19 protein-coding genes are annotated in these 19,298 nt (G+C 50.0%); 15 read left to right on the top strand and 4 right to left on the bottom strand.

Features of this window, described 5'->3' with window-relative positions:
* The first annotated feature begins 12 nt into the window (after positions 1-12).
* The 3 genes from AB4Z33_RS16110 to AB4Z33_RS16100 all read left to right on the top strand — a co-directional run bounded on the left by AB4Z33_RS16110 (position 13) and on the right by AB4Z33_RS16100 (position 2,020).
* On the top strand, positions 13-243 hold the full coding sequence (locus AB4Z33_RS16110; RefSeq protein ID WP_442050872.1) for a hypothetical protein: 231 nt from the start codon (positions 13-15) through the stop codon (positions 241-243).
* Positions 244-360: 117 nt separating this feature from the next.
* Positions 361-858, top strand: a complete 498-nt coding sequence (locus AB4Z33_RS16105) for a sigma-70 family RNA polymerase sigma factor (RefSeq protein WP_442050897.1) — start codon at positions 361-363, stop codon at positions 856-858.
* On the top strand, positions 848-2,020 hold the full coding sequence (locus tag AB4Z33_RS16100) for an anti sigma factor C-terminal domain-containing protein (protein WP_442050871.1): 1,173 nt from the start codon (positions 848-850) through the stop codon (positions 2,018-2,020). The genes AB4Z33_RS16105 and AB4Z33_RS16100 overlap by 11 nt, the downstream gene beginning before the upstream one ends.
* Positions 2,021-2,138: 118 nt before the next feature.
* Here the strand turns inward: AB4Z33_RS16100 and AB4Z33_RS16095 are convergent, their stop codons facing one another.
* The gene (locus AB4Z33_RS16095) at positions 2,139-2,762 is read right to left on the bottom strand and encodes a biotin transporter BioY (RefSeq protein WP_442050870.1); all 624 of its coding nucleotides are present in this window, start codon (positions 2,760-2,762) and stop codon (positions 2,139-2,141) included.
* Positions 2,763-2,886: 124 nt separating this feature from the next.
* Between AB4Z33_RS16095 and AB4Z33_RS16090 the strand changes: the two genes are divergently transcribed.
* A complete protein-coding gene (locus tag AB4Z33_RS16090) occupies positions 2,887-3,732 on the top strand; it encodes an ATP-binding cassette domain-containing protein (protein WP_442050869.1) in 846 nt (281 codons plus the stop codon).
* Positions 3,722-5,431, top strand: a complete 1,710-nt coding sequence (locus tag AB4Z33_RS16085; protein ID WP_442050868.1) for an ATP-binding cassette domain-containing protein — start codon at positions 3,722-3,724, stop codon at positions 5,429-5,431. The genes AB4Z33_RS16090 and AB4Z33_RS16085 overlap by 11 nt, the downstream gene beginning before the upstream one ends.
* On the opposite strand, the gene AB4Z33_RS16080 is transcribed toward AB4Z33_RS16085, so the two are convergent.
* Together AB4Z33_RS16080 and AB4Z33_RS16075 are read right to left on the bottom strand one after the other, a co-directional pair.
* Positions 5,426-6,022, bottom strand: coding sequence for an HAD-IA family hydrolase (locus AB4Z33_RS16080; RefSeq protein WP_442050867.1), 597 nt, complete (start codon positions 6,020-6,022; stop codon positions 5,426-5,428). The genes AB4Z33_RS16085 and AB4Z33_RS16080 overlap by 6 nt on opposite strands.
* Entirely contained in the window at positions 6,019-7,200 is a 1,182-nt protein-coding gene (locus tag AB4Z33_RS16075) for an MFS transporter (protein ID WP_442050866.1), read from the bottom strand. Before AB4Z33_RS16075 ends, AB4Z33_RS16080 begins: the two co-directional genes overlap by 4 nt.
* A 174-nt stretch (positions 7,201-7,374) precedes the next feature.
* Between AB4Z33_RS16075 and lepB the strand changes: the two genes are divergently transcribed.
* The 6 genes from lepB (at position 7,375) to AB4Z33_RS16045 (ending at position 14,293) form a co-directional block, all read left to right on the top strand.
* Complete coding sequence (gene lepB / locus AB4Z33_RS16070) at positions 7,375-7,920, top strand: signal peptidase I (RefSeq protein WP_442050865.1); 546 nt, start codon at positions 7,375-7,377, stop codon at positions 7,918-7,920.
* A 16-nt stretch (positions 7,921-7,936) separates the two neighbouring features.
* Positions 7,937-8,272 (top strand): DUF4184 family protein, encoded by a 336-nt coding sequence (locus AB4Z33_RS16065; RefSeq protein WP_442050864.1) that lies wholly within the window; start codon positions 7,937-7,939, stop codon positions 8,270-8,272.
* Positions 8,251-8,898 (top strand): DUF4184 family protein, encoded by a 648-nt coding sequence (locus AB4Z33_RS16060; protein WP_442050863.1) that lies wholly within the window; start codon positions 8,251-8,253, stop codon positions 8,896-8,898. The genes AB4Z33_RS16065 and AB4Z33_RS16060 overlap by 22 nt, the downstream gene beginning before the upstream one ends.
* Before the next feature lie 181 nt (positions 8,899-9,079).
* Positions 9,080-10,558, top strand: coding sequence for a sensor histidine kinase (locus AB4Z33_RS16055; protein WP_442050862.1), 1,479 nt, complete (start codon positions 9,080-9,082; stop codon positions 10,556-10,558).
* Positions 10,536-11,231, top strand: a complete 696-nt coding sequence (locus AB4Z33_RS16050; RefSeq protein WP_442050861.1) for a response regulator transcription factor — start codon at positions 10,536-10,538, stop codon at positions 11,229-11,231. Before AB4Z33_RS16055 ends, AB4Z33_RS16050 begins: the two co-directional genes overlap by 23 nt.
* Positions 11,232-11,263: 32 nt before the next feature.
* Positions 11,264-14,293: an efflux RND transporter permease subunit gene (locus AB4Z33_RS16045; protein ID WP_442050860.1), complete on the top strand. Its 3,030-nt coding sequence runs from the start codon at positions 11,264-11,266 to the stop codon at positions 14,291-14,293.
* Between the two features lie 91 nt (positions 14,294-14,384).
* Here AB4Z33_RS16045 and AB4Z33_RS16040 read toward each other — a convergent pair whose 3' ends face one another.
* Positions 14,385-14,789 carry a cupredoxin domain-containing protein gene (locus AB4Z33_RS16040; protein WP_442050859.1) on the bottom strand — a complete coding sequence of 135 codons (405 nt, stop codon included), beginning with the start codon at positions 14,787-14,789 and terminating at the stop codon, positions 14,385-14,387.
* A gap of 222 nt (positions 14,790-15,011) precedes the next feature.
* Between AB4Z33_RS16040 and AB4Z33_RS16035 the strand changes: the two genes are divergently transcribed.
* From AB4Z33_RS16035 to AB4Z33_RS16020, 4 genes are all read left to right on the top strand, one after another.
* Positions 15,012-15,839 carry a VanW family protein gene (locus AB4Z33_RS16035; protein ID WP_442050858.1) on the top strand — a complete coding sequence of 276 codons (828 nt, stop codon included), beginning with the start codon at positions 15,012-15,014 and terminating at the stop codon, positions 15,837-15,839.
* An 84-nt stretch (positions 15,840-15,923) separates the two neighbouring features.
* Positions 15,924-16,259, top strand: coding sequence for a DUF3889 domain-containing protein (locus AB4Z33_RS16030; RefSeq protein ID WP_442050857.1), 336 nt, complete (start codon positions 15,924-15,926; stop codon positions 16,257-16,259).
* A gap of 97 nt (positions 16,260-16,356) precedes the next feature.
* Positions 16,357-16,668, top strand: a complete 312-nt coding sequence (locus tag AB4Z33_RS16025) for a heavy metal-binding domain-containing protein (protein ID WP_442050856.1) — start codon at positions 16,357-16,359, stop codon at positions 16,666-16,668.
* A 228-nt stretch (positions 16,669-16,896) separates the two neighbouring features.
* Entirely contained in the window at positions 16,897-19,290 is a 2,394-nt protein-coding gene (locus AB4Z33_RS16020; RefSeq protein ID WP_442050855.1) for a DUF4350 domain-containing protein, read from the top strand.
* The last annotated feature ends 8 nt before the right edge of the window (positions 19,291-19,298 follow it).

The following is a 19,298-nucleotide window of genomic DNA, read 5'->3' as shown; positions in this document are numbered from 1 at the left end:
GAGGGAACTCGAATGAAAGGATATTGGATAGCGATGATTATCATTGCAGCTTGGTTTATTGCGCTGCTCCGCTATTTGCCCGGTAATGAGAATTACATAAGCGAAGCCAGATTTCCATGGACCTTCGTCTATATTGACGCCCTTACTTTTATCCCTCCAATGGTTTTGTTAGTAGTGGCAGACGTTCTATACCGGAGAAAACAGAAACAAAATCATGTAGGTTCAAGTGAGAATAGAGATTGAAACAACCGCATCTTGAGGATGCGGTTGTTTTTTTTCATGCTAAGTGTAACTTTTTGGGAGCTGATGCGTGTATAGGATGTCAGCGGCGGAAGGGAGGCGGCGAAACCGAACAATCAACTGGACGAACTTTACAAGCAATATATGCAGGATGTTCATCGTTACTTGTTATATCTCACTGGCGACCATTACGCGGCCGAGGACTTGCTGCAAGAGACGTTCTACCGCGCTTACCTATATCTAGAAAGCTACGATGGCGAAAGGGTGAAGCCCTGGCTGCTGCGCGTTGCTCACAACGCTTTCATTGATTACAAGCGTAAGGAAAAGCGAAGCAAGCCATTTGCATCTATCTTCTTCCGAAACATACGTGCGCCGGCCAAGCACTCGCCGGAGTCTGTTCTGCTGAGACGCGAAGAGCTTGGCGAGCTTGGTCTAGCCGTCGCCAGCTTACCCGAGAATCAGAGACAAGCGGTGCTGCTCTATGATTACCAAGGCTTGAGCTATCAGGATGCAGCGGACATTATGGAAATAGGATTAGCTAATTTCAAAGTGCTGCTCTTCAGAGCGAGGCAGCAGCTTCGCAAGCTGCGCGAGAGGGGAGAAGACGATGAGCGGTGATTTCAAACAGCAATTGAAAGCGTATAGAGAAGGGAAGCTAAGCCAGGAGGAGCGGGAAGAGCTTGAAGCGGAGTTAGCAAAGATGGAGCTTTATCAATCGCATCTCGATGAGCTGCTCGAAGAGGAACAGCGGGATACGATAAGCGAAGTTGGTTCGATGCAGTTAAATCCGAAACGGGCGAAAGAGCTTATGCGCCGAGGCAAATGGCGTGCAAGGTCTTGGAGCATTGGCGGCGTAATCGGGATAGTGCTTGCAGCTATGATCGTTAATTCGATTTTGACTTCGATTTATTACGGCTTAGGGAAACCGGAAAAACGTAATTTGTATGCCGATGTTATTGAATCGGCGATAGCCGTGACTAGTCCTAATATGAGAATAAGCCTAAACAGCAATCCCGCCTCTGTGTTAGGCATTAAGTATTTTGGCGACTTGGTGAAGCAAGTAGGCGACGAGCGTGTCTACATGGGCGATCTGAATACAACAATGTTTCTTGGGTGGCCGAGGTTAATTGATCAAAACGATAACAAAAATTCGTCAAACCGTTATACCCCCTTTTATTTGCCAGACGAAAGTTACGAAGAAAATGGTACTCCCGGCTCTTCAAAGCTAAGTTCGTTGCCGGAGGGAACGGTCGCGGAAGTGTATGTTTCTTTTGATCGGATGTATTCAACGGATGAAGCGTTAAAGTTGTTCGAAGGCAAGGATATGGAACCGGTGTGGCTTGCTGTGTATACAGGTGAAGCGGGAGAGGAAGGGACTGCTGCGGTGAGACATCCCGTTGGCTTCCCTACGATGCCTATGTGGCATGAAGAAGACGGTTACACGACGGTATATGAAGAGAGAAAAGTATTGTGGTGGACAGTCGGCAGCGGATCGACAACCTCTTATCCTGGTGTAGAAACATACGGAAGCGGAGATGTTCGGAATGAGAATTTCGTCAATACGCTTCGTTTGCTGAGCAAAAATAAGACGATTACGAATTATTATACGCACTTCTTTGATGCGGATCAGGTGCTTGATTATGTCGAAGAGAACGGGGTTACCATATATGGAATGGTCGTTACTGGCCCAACGAAGGAATTGCTCAAGTTGAAGGACGCGCCGTTCGTTCGCTATTTGCATGTTGGGGAAGCAAGGTTATGGAACTGGGATGAGCGGTAGTAACATGTTATTCCATACAATGTCTGTAATAAGAAAAAGCTGTCTGATCATTAAGATCCAATAGGATCGAAGAATGATCAGACAGCTTGTTTTTTTTGAAGCTTGCGATGCCATTTCGTTACGGCGATACCGTCTTCGTATAAGTATCACGGGTTGAACCAGTTGACGAGCGAATATAGGCAATGTAAGGTGTTAAGGAGATAGCTAGCACGGCACCCAATGCGGACTTAAGGGCGTCACCGATAATGAACGGGTAGAAACCGCCTGTCATCGCTTTCGCAAAGTTCCAATTGAGCACATGCATAAGCCAAGGAATACCCGGCAAATACGTTAGCAGCGAGCTGAACAATTCAAATGCAAGGAATAAGGCAATGAACAATACGATTTTGTTGYGCTTGAATGTTTCGTTGCTTAGCGCCCACCTAACGGCGAGGCTGATAAGCAGCGCGCAAAATGGAAATGCAATGATAAAGCCGCCGGTGTGGCCAAGCAAATACGAGATGCCGCCCTTGCCATTAAATAGCGGTAAACCGATGGCGGTTAACAAGATGACGGTGAAGATGCTTAAGAAGGCGTTGCGCGGTGTAAGGAACAGTCCGGCTAGCAATACGCCGAACGTCTGAAGCGTAATCGGAACTGGAGAGAAGCTGAGCCTTATCGATAACGAATTCATAACAATGAATAACGCGGCGAATAAGGCGGTAAATACAAGCGCTCTTATATTATTGGTTTGGACAGGCATAACTTCGGATCGACTCCTTTATGTAGTTGCTTTTTAACTGTTAACCAACTATATTTGATTTGTGGTTAACAATTCGGATTGTAGCACAATGATTTGGTTTGGGGAAGAGGTTGGGTGAAAAAAATTGAATTTCATTTCTGAAGTAGAGTTGTCGGGCGTTACGGTTCGTCCGATCGCATTCGTTGAAAGGCAACAACCAATAGAGCCGATATTAAAGCAGGTTGATTTACATATACGTTCAGGCGAGTGGATTACTTTAGTAGGGCGCAACGGAAGCGGAAAGAGCACGCTTGCCAAGGTCATCACTGGCGGAAGAGTCGATGGGTTATCAGGAAACGTTAAGCGTTCTGATCCTGAGAGTCGATTAGTGCCGATCGTCATGCAGCAGCCCGAAGCGGCAATGGTCGGCGCTACGCCATGGGAAGATGTTGTTCTTATGTTGGAGCAGAATGAGGCTGAGGAGCAAGCTATAGCAGCTTTAGCCGAGCAGGCGCTTCAAGCCGTAGGCTTAGGCGATAGGTTGCATCAGCCGATCAGCACTTTGTCGGGCGGACAGAAGCAGCTCGTCGCCATTGCCGGCTGTCTCGCGGTCTTTTCGCCGCTGCTTGTGCTGGATGAAGCTACTTCGATGCTTGATCCTGAAGCGGCCGCCTTCGTATTAAAGCAAGCGAGAGCGATCCATAGCAAAGGGACGACCGTCATCTGGATTACGCAGAAGCTTGACGAGCTGGATGAAGGGGATCGTATCGTTGCCATGCAGGATGGCGGTATCGCGTTTGATGGAAGCGCATCGAATTGGTATAGAAGAGAAGACGGGCATGAAGGAGACAGCGTATGTGAGAGTCTTGGCTTTGATGCGCCTTATACGGTTCAGCTTGCATGGGAGATGGAGAGGTTAGGTTTGTCGCTTGATCCATTTCCGATCGTGCCGGCGATGCTGGCGAAGGCGGTGAGCGGTTATGGGGGCTGATTGGCGACTTAAGGATGTATCGGTCGTTACAGATGGACCAGAGCGAAAGACGCTGTTGAAGCAAACTAATATACGGTTCGAAGCTGGCAAGATTACGCTGCTCGTCGGACGCAATGGAGCGGGAAAGTCGACGCTGCTGGAGACGCTGGCGGGACTGCGAGAGGCGCGTAATGGCGAAATTATGCTCGGTGATGAGCCTTTATGGATCAAGAAGGGGCGGCGAAGGAAATTAAACGCCTCGGTATCGCTGCGTTTCGGCCTGTCGATGCAGCATTCCGAGTCGCAGTGGTTTCTGTCCACGGTGCGCGGCGAACTGCTTTATTCGATGAAGCCGTACAAGGTATCGGCGGAAGTTGCGGAGCGAAGGATCGAGCGGGCGATGGCGTCAGCGGGTCTTGACGCCGAGCTGTTAACGCGCGATCCTTGGACGCTCAGCGGCGGACAGCAGCGACGTCTGTCGCTCGCCTGCTTGCTGGCGTGCGAGCCGGAATGGCTGCTGCTGGACGAGCCGACGGCGGGTCTTGACGCCGTCGGCATTCGCAGCCTGTGCGCGGTGCTGGAAGCGCACAGGGCTGCAGGGCGCGGAGCGGTCGTGGTGACACACGACCTCGACGCGCTGCTGCCGCTCGCGGATGCGGTTGCCGTCATCGAAGACGGCAACGTCCGCGAAGCGGCACCCGCTGCGGCGGCGCATGCGCATGCCGCAGCTGCGCCGGAGGCGCTGCGCGCGCTAGCCGCGCTGCGCGAGGCGACGGCTATGCCGCCGCAAGAGCCTGCGGCGCCCGCGCGGAGCGGCGGGGCGCCATGGCCGTCGCCGCGCGAAGCAGCCGCGGCGGCGGCAGAGCAGCTGGCGCGCCGCAATGGCGGGCGCGCCCCGCAACCGTCAGCGGCGGCATCCGCGCCGCCCGCCGTCAGCCCCGCCGCTGCCGCGGCCACAGCGGCGGACGCCCCTAAGGGGCGTCCGCCGCGCGCGGATACATTCGATCCGCGCGCGCTCGTCGCGGCTTATCTGCTGCTCGCAGCCAGCCTGCTCGCCCAACAAAGCTTGGCCGCGCTTGCGCTTGCGGCCTGCGTGACGGCGCTGCTGCTCGTGCCTTTCCGGCAGCATATCTACCGGTGGGCAGGCGTCATTCGCGCCTATGCGTACTTTATCGTCATTATCGGCGTCATAAGCGGCATCCAATTCCGCCCGCTTGCCTTTCTATGGAGCAGTGCGGAGCCGACCGTGCTGAGACTATGCCAATTGCTCGTCGTAATGATGCTTGGCATGCCGATGCTGCAATTAGTAACCCCGCTGCGTCTGCAACGATCCATTCAGCAGACCTTCGGATGGATGTCGCGCCTGCGCATCCCGATTCATTCCTTTGCTTTGCTCGTTACGTTGATTTTTAGGTTCATACCGCTGCTGGCAGGGGAATGGGAGAGGTTTGCGAAGCTTGCTCATGCGAGAGGGAAGGCGGTAACGCCGCTGCGCAGCGTTCCAATTAAGATGCTGTATTCCGTCATTATTCCATATATTCGATCGATTGTACGACTAGCGGAGCAGATGGCCGATGCATTAGAAGCACGCGGATTTGGTCACGCTCGCAAGAAGCCGACGTACGGATTCCGGCTGCGATTCGGCAAGCCTGATTACGTACTGCTTGCCGCAACGCTCGCCGCTAGCGCCATACAACTAATAATCGCCGCCTCCTTATAGGAGAGCGGCGATTTTGTTGATCCATTGTCCATCGTGATCGGCAAGCAACGTCCGCCAGCCATGCTGCTCCGCCTGCTTCAGATTGGCGGGATGATCGTCTACGAATAGAATGGGGGCGTCCGGCCCCAGCAGACTATTGACATGGATGAAGATGTTGTCGCTAGGCTTCTTCATGCCGACATCGCTTGAGACCGTAACCGTGGAGAAATGATGGCGGACAGGCTCAAGAATCGGCTTCACCCAATCTGCAACATGATTGCTTAGAATGTGGATGTCGGCCTTATCGCTCCAATCTGCAACCTTATCCAAAGCAGGAAGCGCAGTCAGACTCTCCGCCAAATAATGCTGAGCCTTTCCGGTATCAATGGAAGGGAGCTGCACTTGCAGCCACTCCCAGAAATCCGTCTCTGTAAGCTGCCCAGTCCATAGCAGCTTCGATATTTGCTGTTTGTAATCCGCATATAAATGGTCGACCGCCATCTCGGCGGCCTCGGCGAGCATATGCCAAAACGTTGGCGATAAATTCGTAGCGAGCACGCCGCCAATATCAAGCACTAGCTGTGTTCGCTTCTCGCTAACAGCACCTGTCATAAGCTGATGCCCCCAGAAGAAGAAGGTTTTGCTTTTCGTGCGCTTGCTCGTTCCATAGAAGACCAAAGCCATACGAGCAGAGCTGCCGCAGCGCCCAACATCGCTCCGAATACGAAGCCGCTGTCGAGTCCCCAGCTCTCATTAAGCCATCCGGCAAGGAATGGTCCGGAGAACATGCCGATCGCATACAGCGCTTGATACAAGCCCATTGCCGTTGCGCGCCCAGGCAGCTCGACATCCCGTATAGATAGAGCGAGCAGCAGCGGAAGATGAAGCCCTTGGGCAAAGCCGTTAAACGCTTGTGTAATGACGAGCATTTCATACGATTGGAAGAAGGCCATCGAAGCGGTGCATAACGAGCTAACGGTAAAGCCGAGCCCGATTGTTCCCCAATAGCCGAATCGTTTAACGAACCAGGAAGCCGTCAGCGAAGAAGCTATCGCATGAGGAAGCATGAAGGCGAATACGAGCAGCGTCAGCAGCGAGCCGTTCGCGCCGAGCTGTTCTGCCTTAAGCGGCGTAAAGCCGAACATCGTGATGAACAGCACGCCATGCGCTAATATCGAAAGTATCGACACCTGAAGGAGCAGCTTCGTGCGAATAACATTTTTGACCATTGCGAAGGACATCGCAGGTCGGCTGTCTGCAGCAAGCTTTGGTTCCTTAAGCGAGAATGCAAGCGCAAGACCAATTGCGGATAGGATGGCGCCTGTAATGAAAGGGGCATTGTCGCCAAGGCCATCGTTCAACCAGCCGCTTAGCACCATGCCGAGCATCTGTCCGGATACGATCATGACGCTTATATTGCCCATCGCCCGGCCTGTCTGGCCTGCTCCGAAATAGCTTGCATATAAGACGGTGAAAGCAACCCAGGTCGACGCGCAGACTCCTGCCATCATACGGCCCGCAAGCGGCCATGCCCATATTCCTGGAACAATGAAGAGCAGACAGCTGATGCAGGAGGTAATCATGCCGAGCAAGACGAATGGTTTGCGCTTGCCCCATTTGTCCGACATAATCCCAAGCGGGAAGCGGCCAAGCATCTGCACGAAGCCATAGCTGCCAAGAACGATGCCGATCATTTGGAGCGACAGCCCGCGACCGCTTAAGTAAGGGGTAAGAATGGGTACGTAGGTGTACATGGATGTCCAATACAGAATGGTAACAATGGTAAACAACAGTTTTTGTGAGCGATCATTTACTGGCATAGGGCTATAAAAAACTCCTTTCCCTAACACTTTAGCGCATGAACCTCGAAATTGTCACTTGCTATTTTGTAAGGGATCGTGGAAACTTTATCCATGGATAAGCGTATAAATCTTAGTCATAAATGATAAAGAGGTGAGTGACATTTGAACGAGGAAACAGCGAAGAAGAGCAAGTGGAAGAAGGAATTAAGGGATTGGTTCATGTCTCTTGCGATTGCCATTATTGTTGCGATGTTATTCCAAAATTACGTTTACGCCCAGTCTCAAGTTCATAACGTCTCGATGCAAAATACGCTTGTAGCCGGACAACGCCTGATCGAGGATAAATGGTCCTATCGCTTCCATAGTCCTGAGCGCGGCGATATTGTCATTATTAACGGACCGGAAAGCGAGCTTCGACTCGTGAAGCGAGTCATTGGTTTACCGGGCGATGTCATTGACATTCGTGATGGGGAAGTATACATAAACGGCGAGAAGCTTTACGAGGACTATGCGAAAGGGAACACTTTCGCAGGTATGTACGAAGTTCCGTTCACTGTCGAACCTGGTTATTTATTCGTTATGGGCGACAATCGCGAGCATAGCATGGACAGCCGCGAGCTGGGCCCGATTAAGTTATCTAGCATTGAAGGCAAAGCGGTATTCCGTATTTGGCCTATTAATAAATTCGGCGGTTTGTATGACCGCTAGAAGCGGAGAATAGGCAATGCCTTTTACCTTGTCACATCCTTTATATGCGGCTCCGCTCCGCAAGCTTATGCCTTCGCTAAGCCTAACAGGACTCGTGCTCGGAAGCATGGCTCCCGACATGGAATATTTTGTGGCCATGCAGCCGTATCGTTCAATTGGCCATTCCTTTATCGGTTTCCTGACCCTTGGACTTCCTCTGTGCTTAGCGATTGCATGTGCTTATCATTGGATTGTTGCGCCCAGGCTGCATTTGTTCATGCCTGCGATCGGCGGGATTAATACCTTTGTCAATCAGCAATTGTTGCCAAGGCGACTGGCACATAGGGCTGAATGGGCTTTTTTGATGCGTTAGCCATTCTTGTTTGGTTGTTGTCTGCCGGGATCGGTTTTATGTCGCATGTGTTTGTCGACAATTTTACGCATAGCGGCGGTTGGTTCGTGCAGCGGATACCGGCGCTTCAAATGATGATTGCAGGGGAATATGCACATCACTGGCTGCAGCATTCGCTATCCGCGCTTGGGTTAGCCGTGCCGTTCATCATTCTATGGTATCGTTGGGCCAAATGGCATAAAACGATATCCGTCAATCAGTCAGCAATGCCGCGGCCAAACCTTCCATTCCTTAAACGTTTGCCGCGGAAAGAAACGCTGCTGCTTCCTGTATTCGCTTCGCCTTTTTTGCTAGGAAAGCTGTTGATAACGGATCAATGGTTATCCATTAGCATATGGGCTGTAGCGCCAATAACGAGCTTCCTTATAAGCTTATATTTCGTTTCGCTTTTACTTGGGACAGGCTATCGGTGGAGGAAGGCAGTGGCGATATTCTTGCCTTCGCTAGTCATTCTTGTCTACACTTTGCTCGATTGGAATGCGGAACGGTCGCTTATAGGCTGGATCGTTTTCATTTGGCTGCTTGCTGCTTCAATCATTGCAGGGGCGAGATTATGCTGCCAAGGCAGCGACGATACTTGTCGTTAAATATTAACAGCATTAATTATAAATCGCATAAATGATAAATTTCTACCGCGCTAAACGTAATAATTTTGTAAGAAATGGTTACTAGTTCGTTTAGAAATAGCCATTATGATAAAAGATAGATTGACGCGTTAATAAATCTAATAAAACAGTGTGAATAAGCAATAGGCAGGGCGTGTATCGAATGTCCATTCGTGTAAAGCTGTATGTGTCTTACCTGGCTATGACCGTAGTTCCGTTCATTCTCATGATCGCTTTCTTAATGTTCGTATTTCATGCTGGAGGCATGCAGGACATCAGGCAGTACATCGAGATCGAAAAGACAGAGAAGATGAGTCAAATGTTGATTTACGGCGAGCTCTCGTACGTTATTGAGAACGATTCGGACAAGATGAACGAGGAGAGTTATGTGAACGATCTGCAGTCGAGGCTTAGCGAGCAATGGGCGGGTCTGCTTATTGCTAAGGAAGGAAAGCTTGTATCGATTCCTCCTTTCCTGCAAGAGCTGTCTCCGGAAGAAGACTGGCAACAACTGCTGGACAATCCTCCAGATAAAGCGCCGCTTGGATTGTTCCGGTTCGAGACAGACGCCTTCGGCTTCCGGTATCCCGATGGCAGCGAAGGAGAGATGCTGCTGCTCCGGCGATATGACGTCGTTCCGCTCTTCTGGCGTCCGTTAGGCACCGCAATCGGCCTTGCGTTCGTCGCCCTGACCGGTTTGCTGTTAACGTACTTTGTGTCGCGCAGTATTATTAAGCCGATCCAGCAGCTTAAGACGGCTGCGCTGCAGATCAAAGACGGCGACTTGTCGCAGCGGCTTGTGAAGACGGGCAGAGGTGAGATTGGCCAGCTGAGCGCCGCGTTCGAGGCGATGCGAATACGTCTGAAGCAATCGATTGATCAAAGCTTGCTGTACGAGGAAAATCGGAAGATGCTGCTGTCCCATATCTCGCATGATCTGAAGACGCCGATCTCGGCGATCAAAGGTTATGTCGAAGGTATAATGGACGGTATTGCCAATACCGACGAGAAGCGGGAGCGGTACATGCAGACGATCTACCGCAAAGCGGGCGATATGGATCAACTGATCGACGAGCTGTTCCTGTTCTCCAAGCTGGACCTGCAGACGGTTGCCTTCGATTTCAAAGTGCTGGATATTAAGCGATATTTGGAGCATTTTCTCGAAGAGCAGCGTTTTGATCTGGAAAAATCGGGTGTTAAACTCACCTACTCTGCACCAGCTAAGCAGTCGATTATGATAGCGGCTGATCCCGATAAGCTTAGCCGGGTGCTCACGAATATTTTGAACAATTGCGTGAAGTATATGGGGCAAGAGGGAGAAGGCAGCGAGAAGCGGATTGACGTAACCATCCAGGACGAAGATCGATATGCGGTTATCGAGCTGGTGGATACAGGTCCGGGAATAGAAGAGGAGGATCTTCCTTATATATTCGATCGATTCTACCGAGCCGAACAGTCGCGCAATTCTGAGACCGGCGGCAGCGGTCTTGGGCTTGCCATAGTCAAACAAATAATCGAAGGGCATGGCGGCGTCGTATGGGCTGAAAATGCGATAAATGGCGGAGCTCGCTTCTTCCTGAAGCTGCCGCTTGCGACAACGCCTAAAGCGGTGACTGAACATGAAGAACATACTGATCATTGAAGACGAGAAAGCTATTGCCGAGCTGGAACGCGATTACTTAGAGAGTTATGGCTACAGCGTACAGATTGAAGGCCGAGGAGATATCGGCTTAGAGAAGGCGCTTGCGGGAGAGTTCGATCTTATCATTCTGGATGTTATGTTACCGAAGCTGGACGGCTTCGAAATATGCAGACAGATCAGGCAATCACATAATATTCCCATCCTTATGGTCACTTCGAAGAAAGAAGATATTGATAAGATTAGAGGCTTGGGACTGGGAGCGGACGATTATATGACGAAGCCCTTTAGTCCGAGCGAGCTTGTAGCAAGAGTCAAAGCCCATCTTGCCAGATACGAGCGATTGACCGGTGACCGGTCAGGCGGAGAACGTGGCGAACAAATACGAATTCGCGGCTTGCTGATTGATAAGCCTTCCAGAAGAGTGACGATTCACGATAACGAATCGAGCCTGACTTCGAAGGAATACGAGCTGCTGCTGCTGCTCGCTTCGCATCCGAACCGCGTATTCGAAAAGGAAGAGCTGTTCGAGAGAATATGGGGTCTCGATTCGAACGGCGACGCAGCTACGGTTACGGTACACATTCGGAGGCTGCGCGAAAAAATAGAGCATGATCCGTCGAACCCGCAATATATCGAGACGATATGGGGCGTCGGTTATCGCTTTAAAGTATAAACAGACAAACAAAGACTGGGGAGTGAGAGGTTTTGAAGAGCATCATTCGATTTTCATTAAACAATAAGTTTGCTTTATGGATCTTAACCGCGTTAGTTATGTTCGCCGGCCTTTATTCCGGATTGAACATGAAGATGGAGACGATGCCGGATATTACGATACCGATCGTAAGTGTTACGACGGTACTTCCCGGCGCTGCCCCGGAAGAAGTTTTGGAGAAGCTGACTAAGCCGATCGAGCAACGGACGAGAAACTTGGAAGGTGTCGATGTCGTTAGCTCGACTTCCTATGAGAATGCGTCGTCCGTCGTTATCCAATACACATTTGATACGGATATGGACAAGGCAGAGTCGGAAGTGAAAAGTCTGCTTGCAGACTTGAACTTGCCTGAGGGTGCACAGGACCCTCAAGTATCCCGACTAAGCTTGAACGCATTCCCAGTTGTATCGCTTAGCTTGTCGGATGAGAAGCTATCCCTTGAACAATTGACGAAGCTGGTGCAATCGAGCATTCTGCCTGAGCTGCAAGGTATCGAAGGCGTAGCGAGCACCCAAATATCCGGACAAAACGTAATGGAAGGCGAGTTGGCGTTCAAGCCGGCAGCCATTGCCCAATACGGACTGACCGAAGATATGATTAAAGGCATGATTCAGGCTTCGGCTGTTAAAGCGCCGCTTGGTATTTTTGAATTCGGCGATTCGGAGAAAGCGATTGTCGTTGACGGCAACGTTGTAACGGAAGACGATCTGAAGAACCTATTACTGATGCCTAATGTGAAGCTCAGCGATGTTGCGGATCTGAACGTTGATGGCAAGGCAGAGTCGATCTCCCGTACGAATGGCCAAGACGCGATCGGCATTAACATTGTGAAGGCAGCCGATTCGAATACGGTCGATGTCGTGAACAAGGTAAAAGAAACGATTAAGGACTTGGAGCAAGAAAATGACGGTCTCGTTATCGTCACGACTCTCGACCAAGGAAAGCCGATCGAAGATTCCGTCCACACGATGATTAACAAAGCTCTTATCGGCGCAATCTTTGCGGTCATTATTATTTTGATCTTCCTGCGCGATATTCGCTCGACAATTATTGCAGTGGTATCGATACCGCTTTCGATCTTGATCGCTTTGCTTATTTTGAGCCAATTGGATATTACGCTTAACATTATGACGCTTGGCGCAATGACGGTCGCGATTGGCCGGGTTATTGACGACTCCATTGTCGTCATTGAGAACGTCTATAGAAGAATGGCGCTGAAAGGCGAGAAGCTGAAGGGCAAAGATTTGATTTTGGACGCGACGAAGGAAATGTTCGTTCCGATAATGTCCTCCACAATCGTTACGATTGCCGTATTCCTGCCGATGGCACTCGTATCTGGCATGATCGGTGAACTCTTCATGCCGTTCGCGCTTACGATCGTGTTCGCGCTGCTTGCATCGCTGGTTGTAGCGATTACAGTTGTGCCGATGCTGGCGCATATGATGTTCCGCAACGGACTTAAGCCAGGCAAGGAGCATCACGAAAAGCCAAGCCGCTTGGCGGAATGGTACAAAAAAGTATTGAGCAAGTCGTTGAACCATAAAGGCATCACATCGCTTATTGCCGTTGTGTTGCTCGTTGGCAGCTTGTTCCTCGTGCCAGTAATCGGCGTCAGCTTCATTGCCGGCGACGAGCAGAAGAGCGTTATGGTCACTTACAATCCAGCACCGGGCGAAACGCTTGAGCAAGTCACGGCGATGGCGCTTGAAGCGGAGAAGCTGTTGCTCGCTCGTGAGGAGCAAGGCATTGAGATCGTTCAATATGCGGTGGGCGGATCCAATCCATTCAGCCCTGGCGCATCGAAGCAAGCGTTGTTCAACTTGACGTACAACGAAGATGCGAAAGGATTCATAGAAGAGAAAGAGAAGATCGTACCGCTCTTGCAAGAGCTTGGCGGCAAAGGCGAATGGAAGCAGCAAGATTTCGCCGCCGGCGGTCTTGGCGGCTCAGGCATGTCGATGCTCGTGTACGGTCCTGACATGGAAACGATCACGCCGGTCGTTGCTGACTTAACGGCGAAGCTGAAAGAAAACCCGGATTTGAAAAAAATCGACTCCAGCTTATCGGAGACTTATGAGCAGTACCGAATTGTTGCCGATCAATCGAAGCTAAGCCAATACGGCTTAACTGCAGGCCAGATCGCGATGGCGCTGAGCCCGGTACGCGAGACGCCGCTGCTCACGACGATTGAGAAGGACGGCGAAGATGTTAACGTTTATGTGAAGGTCGAGCAGAAGACTTACAAAGAGAAGGCTGACCTTGAGAACGTGATGTTGAAATCGCCTCTGGGTACTGAAGTTGCCCTGAAAGATGTCGTTACGATCGAAGAAGGCGAATCGCCAAATACGATTACAAGCCGTGACGACCGCATTTATGCGGAAGTGTCCGCTGAACCGACAGGATCCGACATCGGCGCAGCGTCGGCTGAACTGCAAACGATGATTGATGAAATGGAGCTGCCTGCCGGTGTTAACATTGAGATGGGCGGCGTAACGGAGCAAATCAACGAGTCGTTCACACAACTCGGATTGGCGATGCTTGCAGCCATTGCAGTTGTTTACCTCGTACTCGTTATTACGTTCGGCGGCGCATTAACGCCATTCGCAATACTGTTCTCGTTGCCGTTCACCGTTATCGGTGCACTCGTCGGCTTGTTCTTGGCTGGCGAGACCTTAAGTGTTACCGCAATGATTGGCGCATTGATGCTGATCGGTATCGTCGTCACGAACGCGATCGTACTCATCGACCGCGTTATCCAGAAGGAGAAAGAAGGCTTGTCCGTTCGCGAAGCGTTGCTTGAAGCAGCAGGAACAAGACTTCGTCCGATTCTGATGACTGCAATTGCTACAATCGGTGCTTTGCTGCCGCTTGCACTCGGATTCGAATCCGGCGGCATGATTTCCAAAGGCATGGCGGTTACCGTAATCGGCGGTTTGACTAGTTCAACGCTGCTTACGCTGATCTTCGTACCGATGGTATATGAATTGGTAAACCGTAAGAAGAAAAAACAAGCTCAAGCGTAATGGAAAGACATCGCTTATAGCATAATCAACAAAAAAGCTGATCCTAGCCCTTGCGGCAGATGGATCAGCTTTTTTTGCTTGTATATGACCGCTAGGAAACCGTTAATTTGCCTACCATATCCGCATGGCCGGAGCCGCATTGGATGGAACAGTGGAAGTCGTAAGAGCCGGCTTTGTCGACCGTAAAGGTAGCGCTCTCGCCGTTTTTCAAATTAACGTTGAAATCCGGAATTTCCAGGCCATGGTTGCCGGTGTCGTTCTTTAGCGTAATCGTTACTTTATCGCCTGCGTTCAACTTGACGTCAGGCGGGTCAAATTCAAAGTTGGTAGCGTTCACGGTAATCGCTTTTGCTTCGCCGCCGCCATTACCGCCATTTCCAGCGGGAGGCGTTGTACTGCCGTTATTATTGTTGGCGTTGTTGTTGCCGCAGCCGCTTAATGCCATAACCGCTGCCAATGCAGTGACCGTGAATGTCAATGCGAGCTTCTTCTTCATGCTGTAATCCTCCTCGAATGGTGCTGATGCGTTGGCTGGTTAGCCAATTCTGTCTTCCATTAACGTTCCCTACAATACCTGCTTTTAAACGTAAAATCTCGCTTTATCGATACTGTAATGGTCGGTTGAGACCGTTCTATCGTGCAACTATTTTCGTAGCGCATTCGTTCGATATTACAACAAGCTGTATGGTATCCGAATCCATAAGGGGGAAGTCATTTTATGATTGAAGCTTCAATGCATCATCGCCCGGTTAAGCGATCGAAGGCTAGATTATTAGTCGGAAAATGGTGGTTCACAATCAAACGATATGCGACTTGGCTGTCGCCAAAGGTGAAGATGGCAAGGGAACGTTCTGAAAGCGATCTTGTCTACAATATTTTTTCTCATCGGACGCCATTATTCCGGCAGCTTAAGGAAGTTGATCGTTGGCTGCATACCAATAAGGCGATTAACTTAAAGCTGGCCGCGAACAAGCTCGACGGTTTAACGCTTAAGCCTGGCGAGACGTTCTCCTATTGGCGGACGATCGGCAAGCCTACACGTAGCAAAGGGTATGTAGAGGGAATGGTGTTATTTTATGGCGGTTTTAAGACAGGTGTTGGTGGCGGACTATGTCAAATGTCGAATTTGATTTACTGGATGACGCTGCATACGCCGCTGACCGTAACGGAGAGGCACCGTCACAGCTACGACGTATTTCCCGATGTCAATCGTACGCAGCCGTTCGGGAGCGGGGCAACATGCGCGTATAACTATCTAGATCTGCAAATTAAAAATACGACTGAAGCAACTTACCAATTACGGGTATGGGTAAGCGAAAACGAGCTTTTTGGCGAATGGCGATCTGATTTGCCTCATTATAATCGCTACGAAGTGTACGAAAAAGAACATATCATGGCATCGCAGCCATGGGGCGGTTATATTCGAAGCAATGTCATTCATCGCAAAACATTTAATCGTGAGCAACAGTTGCTTAATGATGAATATATCTCATCCAACAATGCCTTAATGATGTATGCGCCGCTGCTGGATCAGCCGGTCCGTTAACGTATAGAATATGGATGGAGAGGTGAACCTATTTCTATTGTTATGGATTTTAGACAAAGGAAATAGGAAGGTGTTGTCATACCTATGCTCCGTCATATCGTTATGAAGGCGGTATTCGTACTCTTAAGCTTTACCAATTCGGATGTGATGTCCGGAGAAGAAGCATCAGCGCTGCATGCAGAACCCAGCTATGCGAAGTGGGGAAAGCTAGCCATGGAGGAGACAGCCAAGGCGTATCGTGACGCTTCTATAATTGATTACAAATATGAAGGCAGGCACGCGATGGGCCGAGACGAAGCCGAGGAAAGTTTCCTGCTATGGGTTAAGCAAGGCGGCCGAGAATTCGGCGTTCGCGTTACGATAAAGGTCGAAGCTGCCGCCGATAAGCTTAAAGGTGTCAGTTTGGTGGAAGTAAAGTAAAATAATTGAAACAGAATCGAACGCTTGAACGTATTAGCGCTTAACAGACGACATTGCCGCAAGCGTCTAATACAAGGAAGATGAGAGGAGCAGTTTAATGTTAATCACAACAACACCGACCATAGAAGGACGTCCGATTTTGGATTATACAGGTGTAGTGACCGGAGAGGCGATCATGGGGGCCAACGTCGTACGTGACTTCTTCGCATCGATAACCGATATTGTCGGCGGTCGTTCGGGGGCCTATGAGAGCAAGCTGAAGGAGGCTCGCGATGTTGCCTTCGAAGAAATGAGGATGCAAGCGTCAAGGATCGGCGCGAATGCGATTGTTGGCATCGACATCGATTATGAGGTCATTCGGGACGGCATGCTGATGGTAGCTGTCAGCGGAACGGCAGTTCGAATCTAATTGGCGCACTCGTTCCAATAGTCATATAATTACAAAGAAAGCGACAATGCTGCGACCCTCGTAGAGTAGTTGTTGCTTTCTTTTTTGTGTGCTTTAGGATTGTACTTAGCCGTCTTTAGCATAATCTATCATTTGCAACTAAATGATTCGCTTATTCGTTATGATAGAGATGTTGATAGAGATGTGCTGCTTAGGATGAGGGGCTTATACAAAGAGAGGAGTCAGAATGTGAACCAATTGAACAAATGGTTGATGCGATTTACGATGTTTGTCGTCGTATGCGGCTTGCTTGCCGCAATGGCATTGCAGACAGGAAGCACTGCGATTGCTGCGCCTCAGACTGAGGGAATAGCGATTCAAGCAAGCGTTGGTTATCAAGGGACGGTGAAGCAAAACGAATGGTATCCGGTCCGATTCAAGCTGATCAACCAGACGGGAGAGGACGTAAAGGGCGAGCTCGTCCTGACGGCGGTATCGTCGATGAGCAATACGTCTGTCGACTATGTAGCGTCAGCTGAGCTTCCTATGAATACGGAGGTAGAGCTGACGATACCCGTTCCGGGTGATTCGCTTTCGAAAAATACGAGCAAAATTCGGTTTTTTAAAGGTTCAGTAAAAGATGGTAAAACCATTCCGATACTCGGTAACGATTACATAGAGACAAGAGTTAGTTCAAGCTATACGATCGGTGTCATTTCCCGTGATCCCGATACGTTTAATTTCATGCCTTCGCTCAATCAGCGCGGCTACGATATTACCGTCATTCCCATCCCGGAAGACGAGCTTCCGCGGGAAGGTATTTTGCTAGAAACCTTAAATACGATCGTTATTAACGATATGGCAACGAGCAATTGGAAGCCAGAGCAAGTGGACGCTATTAAAGACTGGGTCATTCAAGGAGGAACACTCGTATTGTCCGGCGGTGCAGGCTATAGCAAAACATCGCAAGCGTTCCAGGATATTGCACCGGTTATTGCCGGCGGTACAACCGAGCTAACGAGTACAACAGCGTTAACCTCGTATAGCGGAACAGCGCTCGAGAACGCCGATTCGATAACGGTTTCTACGGGACAACTAAATGAGGCACAGTCACTGCTAGAAGAGAGCGGCATAGAGCTTGCTGCATCTCGCAAGGTCGGTCTAGGCACGGTTATCTATGTGGCCTTTGATCCTTCGCTTGCCCCGCTTGCGACATGGGCGGGAAGCGCATCTTTATGGTCGAAGCTGCTTCAAGGTTCGTTATCGCCGCTCACGCAAGGGATGGTCAACGTATCCGATAATATGTTTTGGGAGTACAGCAATCTAATCGATCAGTTTCCTTCCGTTAAAGCGCCTGAATTCCTATTATTGCTCGTCATGTTCGTTATTTATATGATTATCGTTGCACCGGTACTATATATCATTTTAGCGAAATCGGACCGCAGAGAATGGGCATGGTGGCTCATTCCTTCCGTATCCATCGTAACAGGCATCATCATCTTCTATTTCGGTGCTGCCGATAAGCGGGAGATGAATGCTCATACGATTGAGATTGTAGAGCTGACCGGTCAAGGCGATGCGGTCAAGTCGGGAGCAACGGGGATTTTTGTGCCGAACGGCGGTAATATGAAGCTTGCCTACGACGAGGAACGGCATATGATCCCATACCCTTCAGACAATCAATCCAGTATGGGCGGCAATCTTGCATTGAACAACAATACTCAGCTTCAGATTGCGGAAGGTGCGTCATCTGTCCTGTGGCGATCTGTTCCCTATTGGTCGACGCGCAAAACGTTGCTTGATAAGCAGACGATTCGAAACGAAGCCKGGCAGCTGGAGCTTGCTTATTCCAATCCGAACGGAAAGGTTGAAGTCAAAGTTACTAACAAAACGGCTACGGATCTGACGAGCGTCTCTTTAATTATGAATGGCAGCGTCCAGCGGATTGGAGACTTGAAAATAGGCGAGAGCGGTTCCGTTGCACTGCCTAGTACAGCGAATAGCCAGCTCGGCTATTATCCGTACGGCGATATGGTCTTCCCTGGCACATCCGGTTATAACGGCACCGACATCGAGTATTCGCGCGAGCGCGAGCTCGTCAATATGTATATGAATCGTAACAATAGCGGACTTGCGATGGGTTCGCCGCTAATTGTAGGCTTCAGTATCAACCATGATCCGCACTATACGGTGAACGGCGATAAAGTGAAGGCCGATAATTTGACCATGTGGGTGCAGCAGCTTGGCGAGGTGACGCTTGCGGGCAACCGGATCCAAGTGCCTGTTGGTATTATTCAGCCTATCATTACCGATAATGGCCTGCAGCGTATGGATCACTATGGCAACGGAATTATGGGTGTCGGAAGTGGCGAGCTCCAATTCGAATACACCGTTCCCAATGCAAAAGGGGTTAAATACGATAAGCTCGAAATCAGTTACAACTCGCAATATGCATCTTCTAATGGTGTGTGGAGCATATGGAATGAAGTCAGCCAGCAATGGGAGGATGCTACAATGCTTGCTTCCGATGTAGCGGAATACTTGGTTAACGAGCAGTCGATTCGTATGAAGCTGACCGTCACATCGGACATGGAGACGGCATTGCCGCAAATCGCATTGGAAGGAGTGACGATTTCCAAATGACTACGAGT

This window comes from Paenibacillus sp. 2TAB19 (genome assembly GCF_052115185.1).
Classification (GTDB): Bacteria; Bacillota; Bacilli; order Paenibacillales; family Paenibacillaceae; genus Pristimantibacillus.
The sequence above is the reverse complement of the archived record's forward strand: the minus strand, read 5'-3'. Positions and strand labels throughout refer to the sequence as shown.

Excerpts from the sequence above, each read along its gene's own strand:
- AB4Z33_RS16110 (WP_442050872.1), top strand. The coding sequence starts at position 13 with ATGAAAGGATATTGGATAGCGATGATTATCATTGCAGCTTGGTTTATT.
- AB4Z33_RS16100 (WP_442050871.1), top strand. The coding sequence starts at position 848 with ATGAGCGGTGATTTCAAACAGCAATTGAAAGCGTATAGAGAAGGGAAG.
- AB4Z33_RS16085 (WP_442050868.1), top strand. The coding sequence starts at position 3,722 with ATGGGGGCTGATTGGCGACTTAAGGATGTATCGGTCGTTACAGATGGA.
- AB4Z33_RS16080 (WP_442050867.1), bottom strand. The coding sequence starts at position 6,022 with ATGACAGGTGCTGTTAGCGAGAAGCGAACACAGCTAGTGCTTGATATT.
- AB4Z33_RS16065 (WP_442050864.1), top strand. The coding sequence starts at position 7,937 with ATGCCTTTTACCTTGTCACATCCTTTATATGCGGCTCCGCTCCGCAAG.
- AB4Z33_RS16060 (WP_442050863.1), top strand. The coding sequence starts at position 8,251 with ATGGGCTTTTTTGATGCGTTAGCCATTCTTGTTTGGTTGTTGTCTGCC.
- AB4Z33_RS16055 (WP_442050862.1), top strand. The coding sequence starts at position 9,080 with ATGTCCATTCGTGTAAAGCTGTATGTGTCTTACCTGGCTATGACCGTA.
- AB4Z33_RS16050 (WP_442050861.1), top strand. The coding sequence starts at position 10,536 with ATGAAGAACATACTGATCATTGAAGACGAGAAAGCTATTGCCGAGCTG.
- AB4Z33_RS16040 (WP_442050859.1), bottom strand. The coding sequence starts at position 14,789 with ATGAAGAAGAAGCTCGCATTGACATTCACGGTCACTGCATTGGCAGCG.
- AB4Z33_RS16035 (WP_442050858.1), top strand. The coding sequence starts at position 15,012 with ATGATTGAAGCTTCAATGCATCATCGCCCGGTTAAGCGATCGAAGGCT.
- AB4Z33_RS16030 (WP_442050857.1), top strand. The coding sequence starts at position 15,924 with ATGCTCCGTCATATCGTTATGAAGGCGGTATTCGTACTCTTAAGCTTT.
- AB4Z33_RS16025 (WP_442050856.1), top strand. The coding sequence starts at position 16,357 with ATGTTAATCACAACAACACCGACCATAGAAGGACGTCCGATTTTGGAT.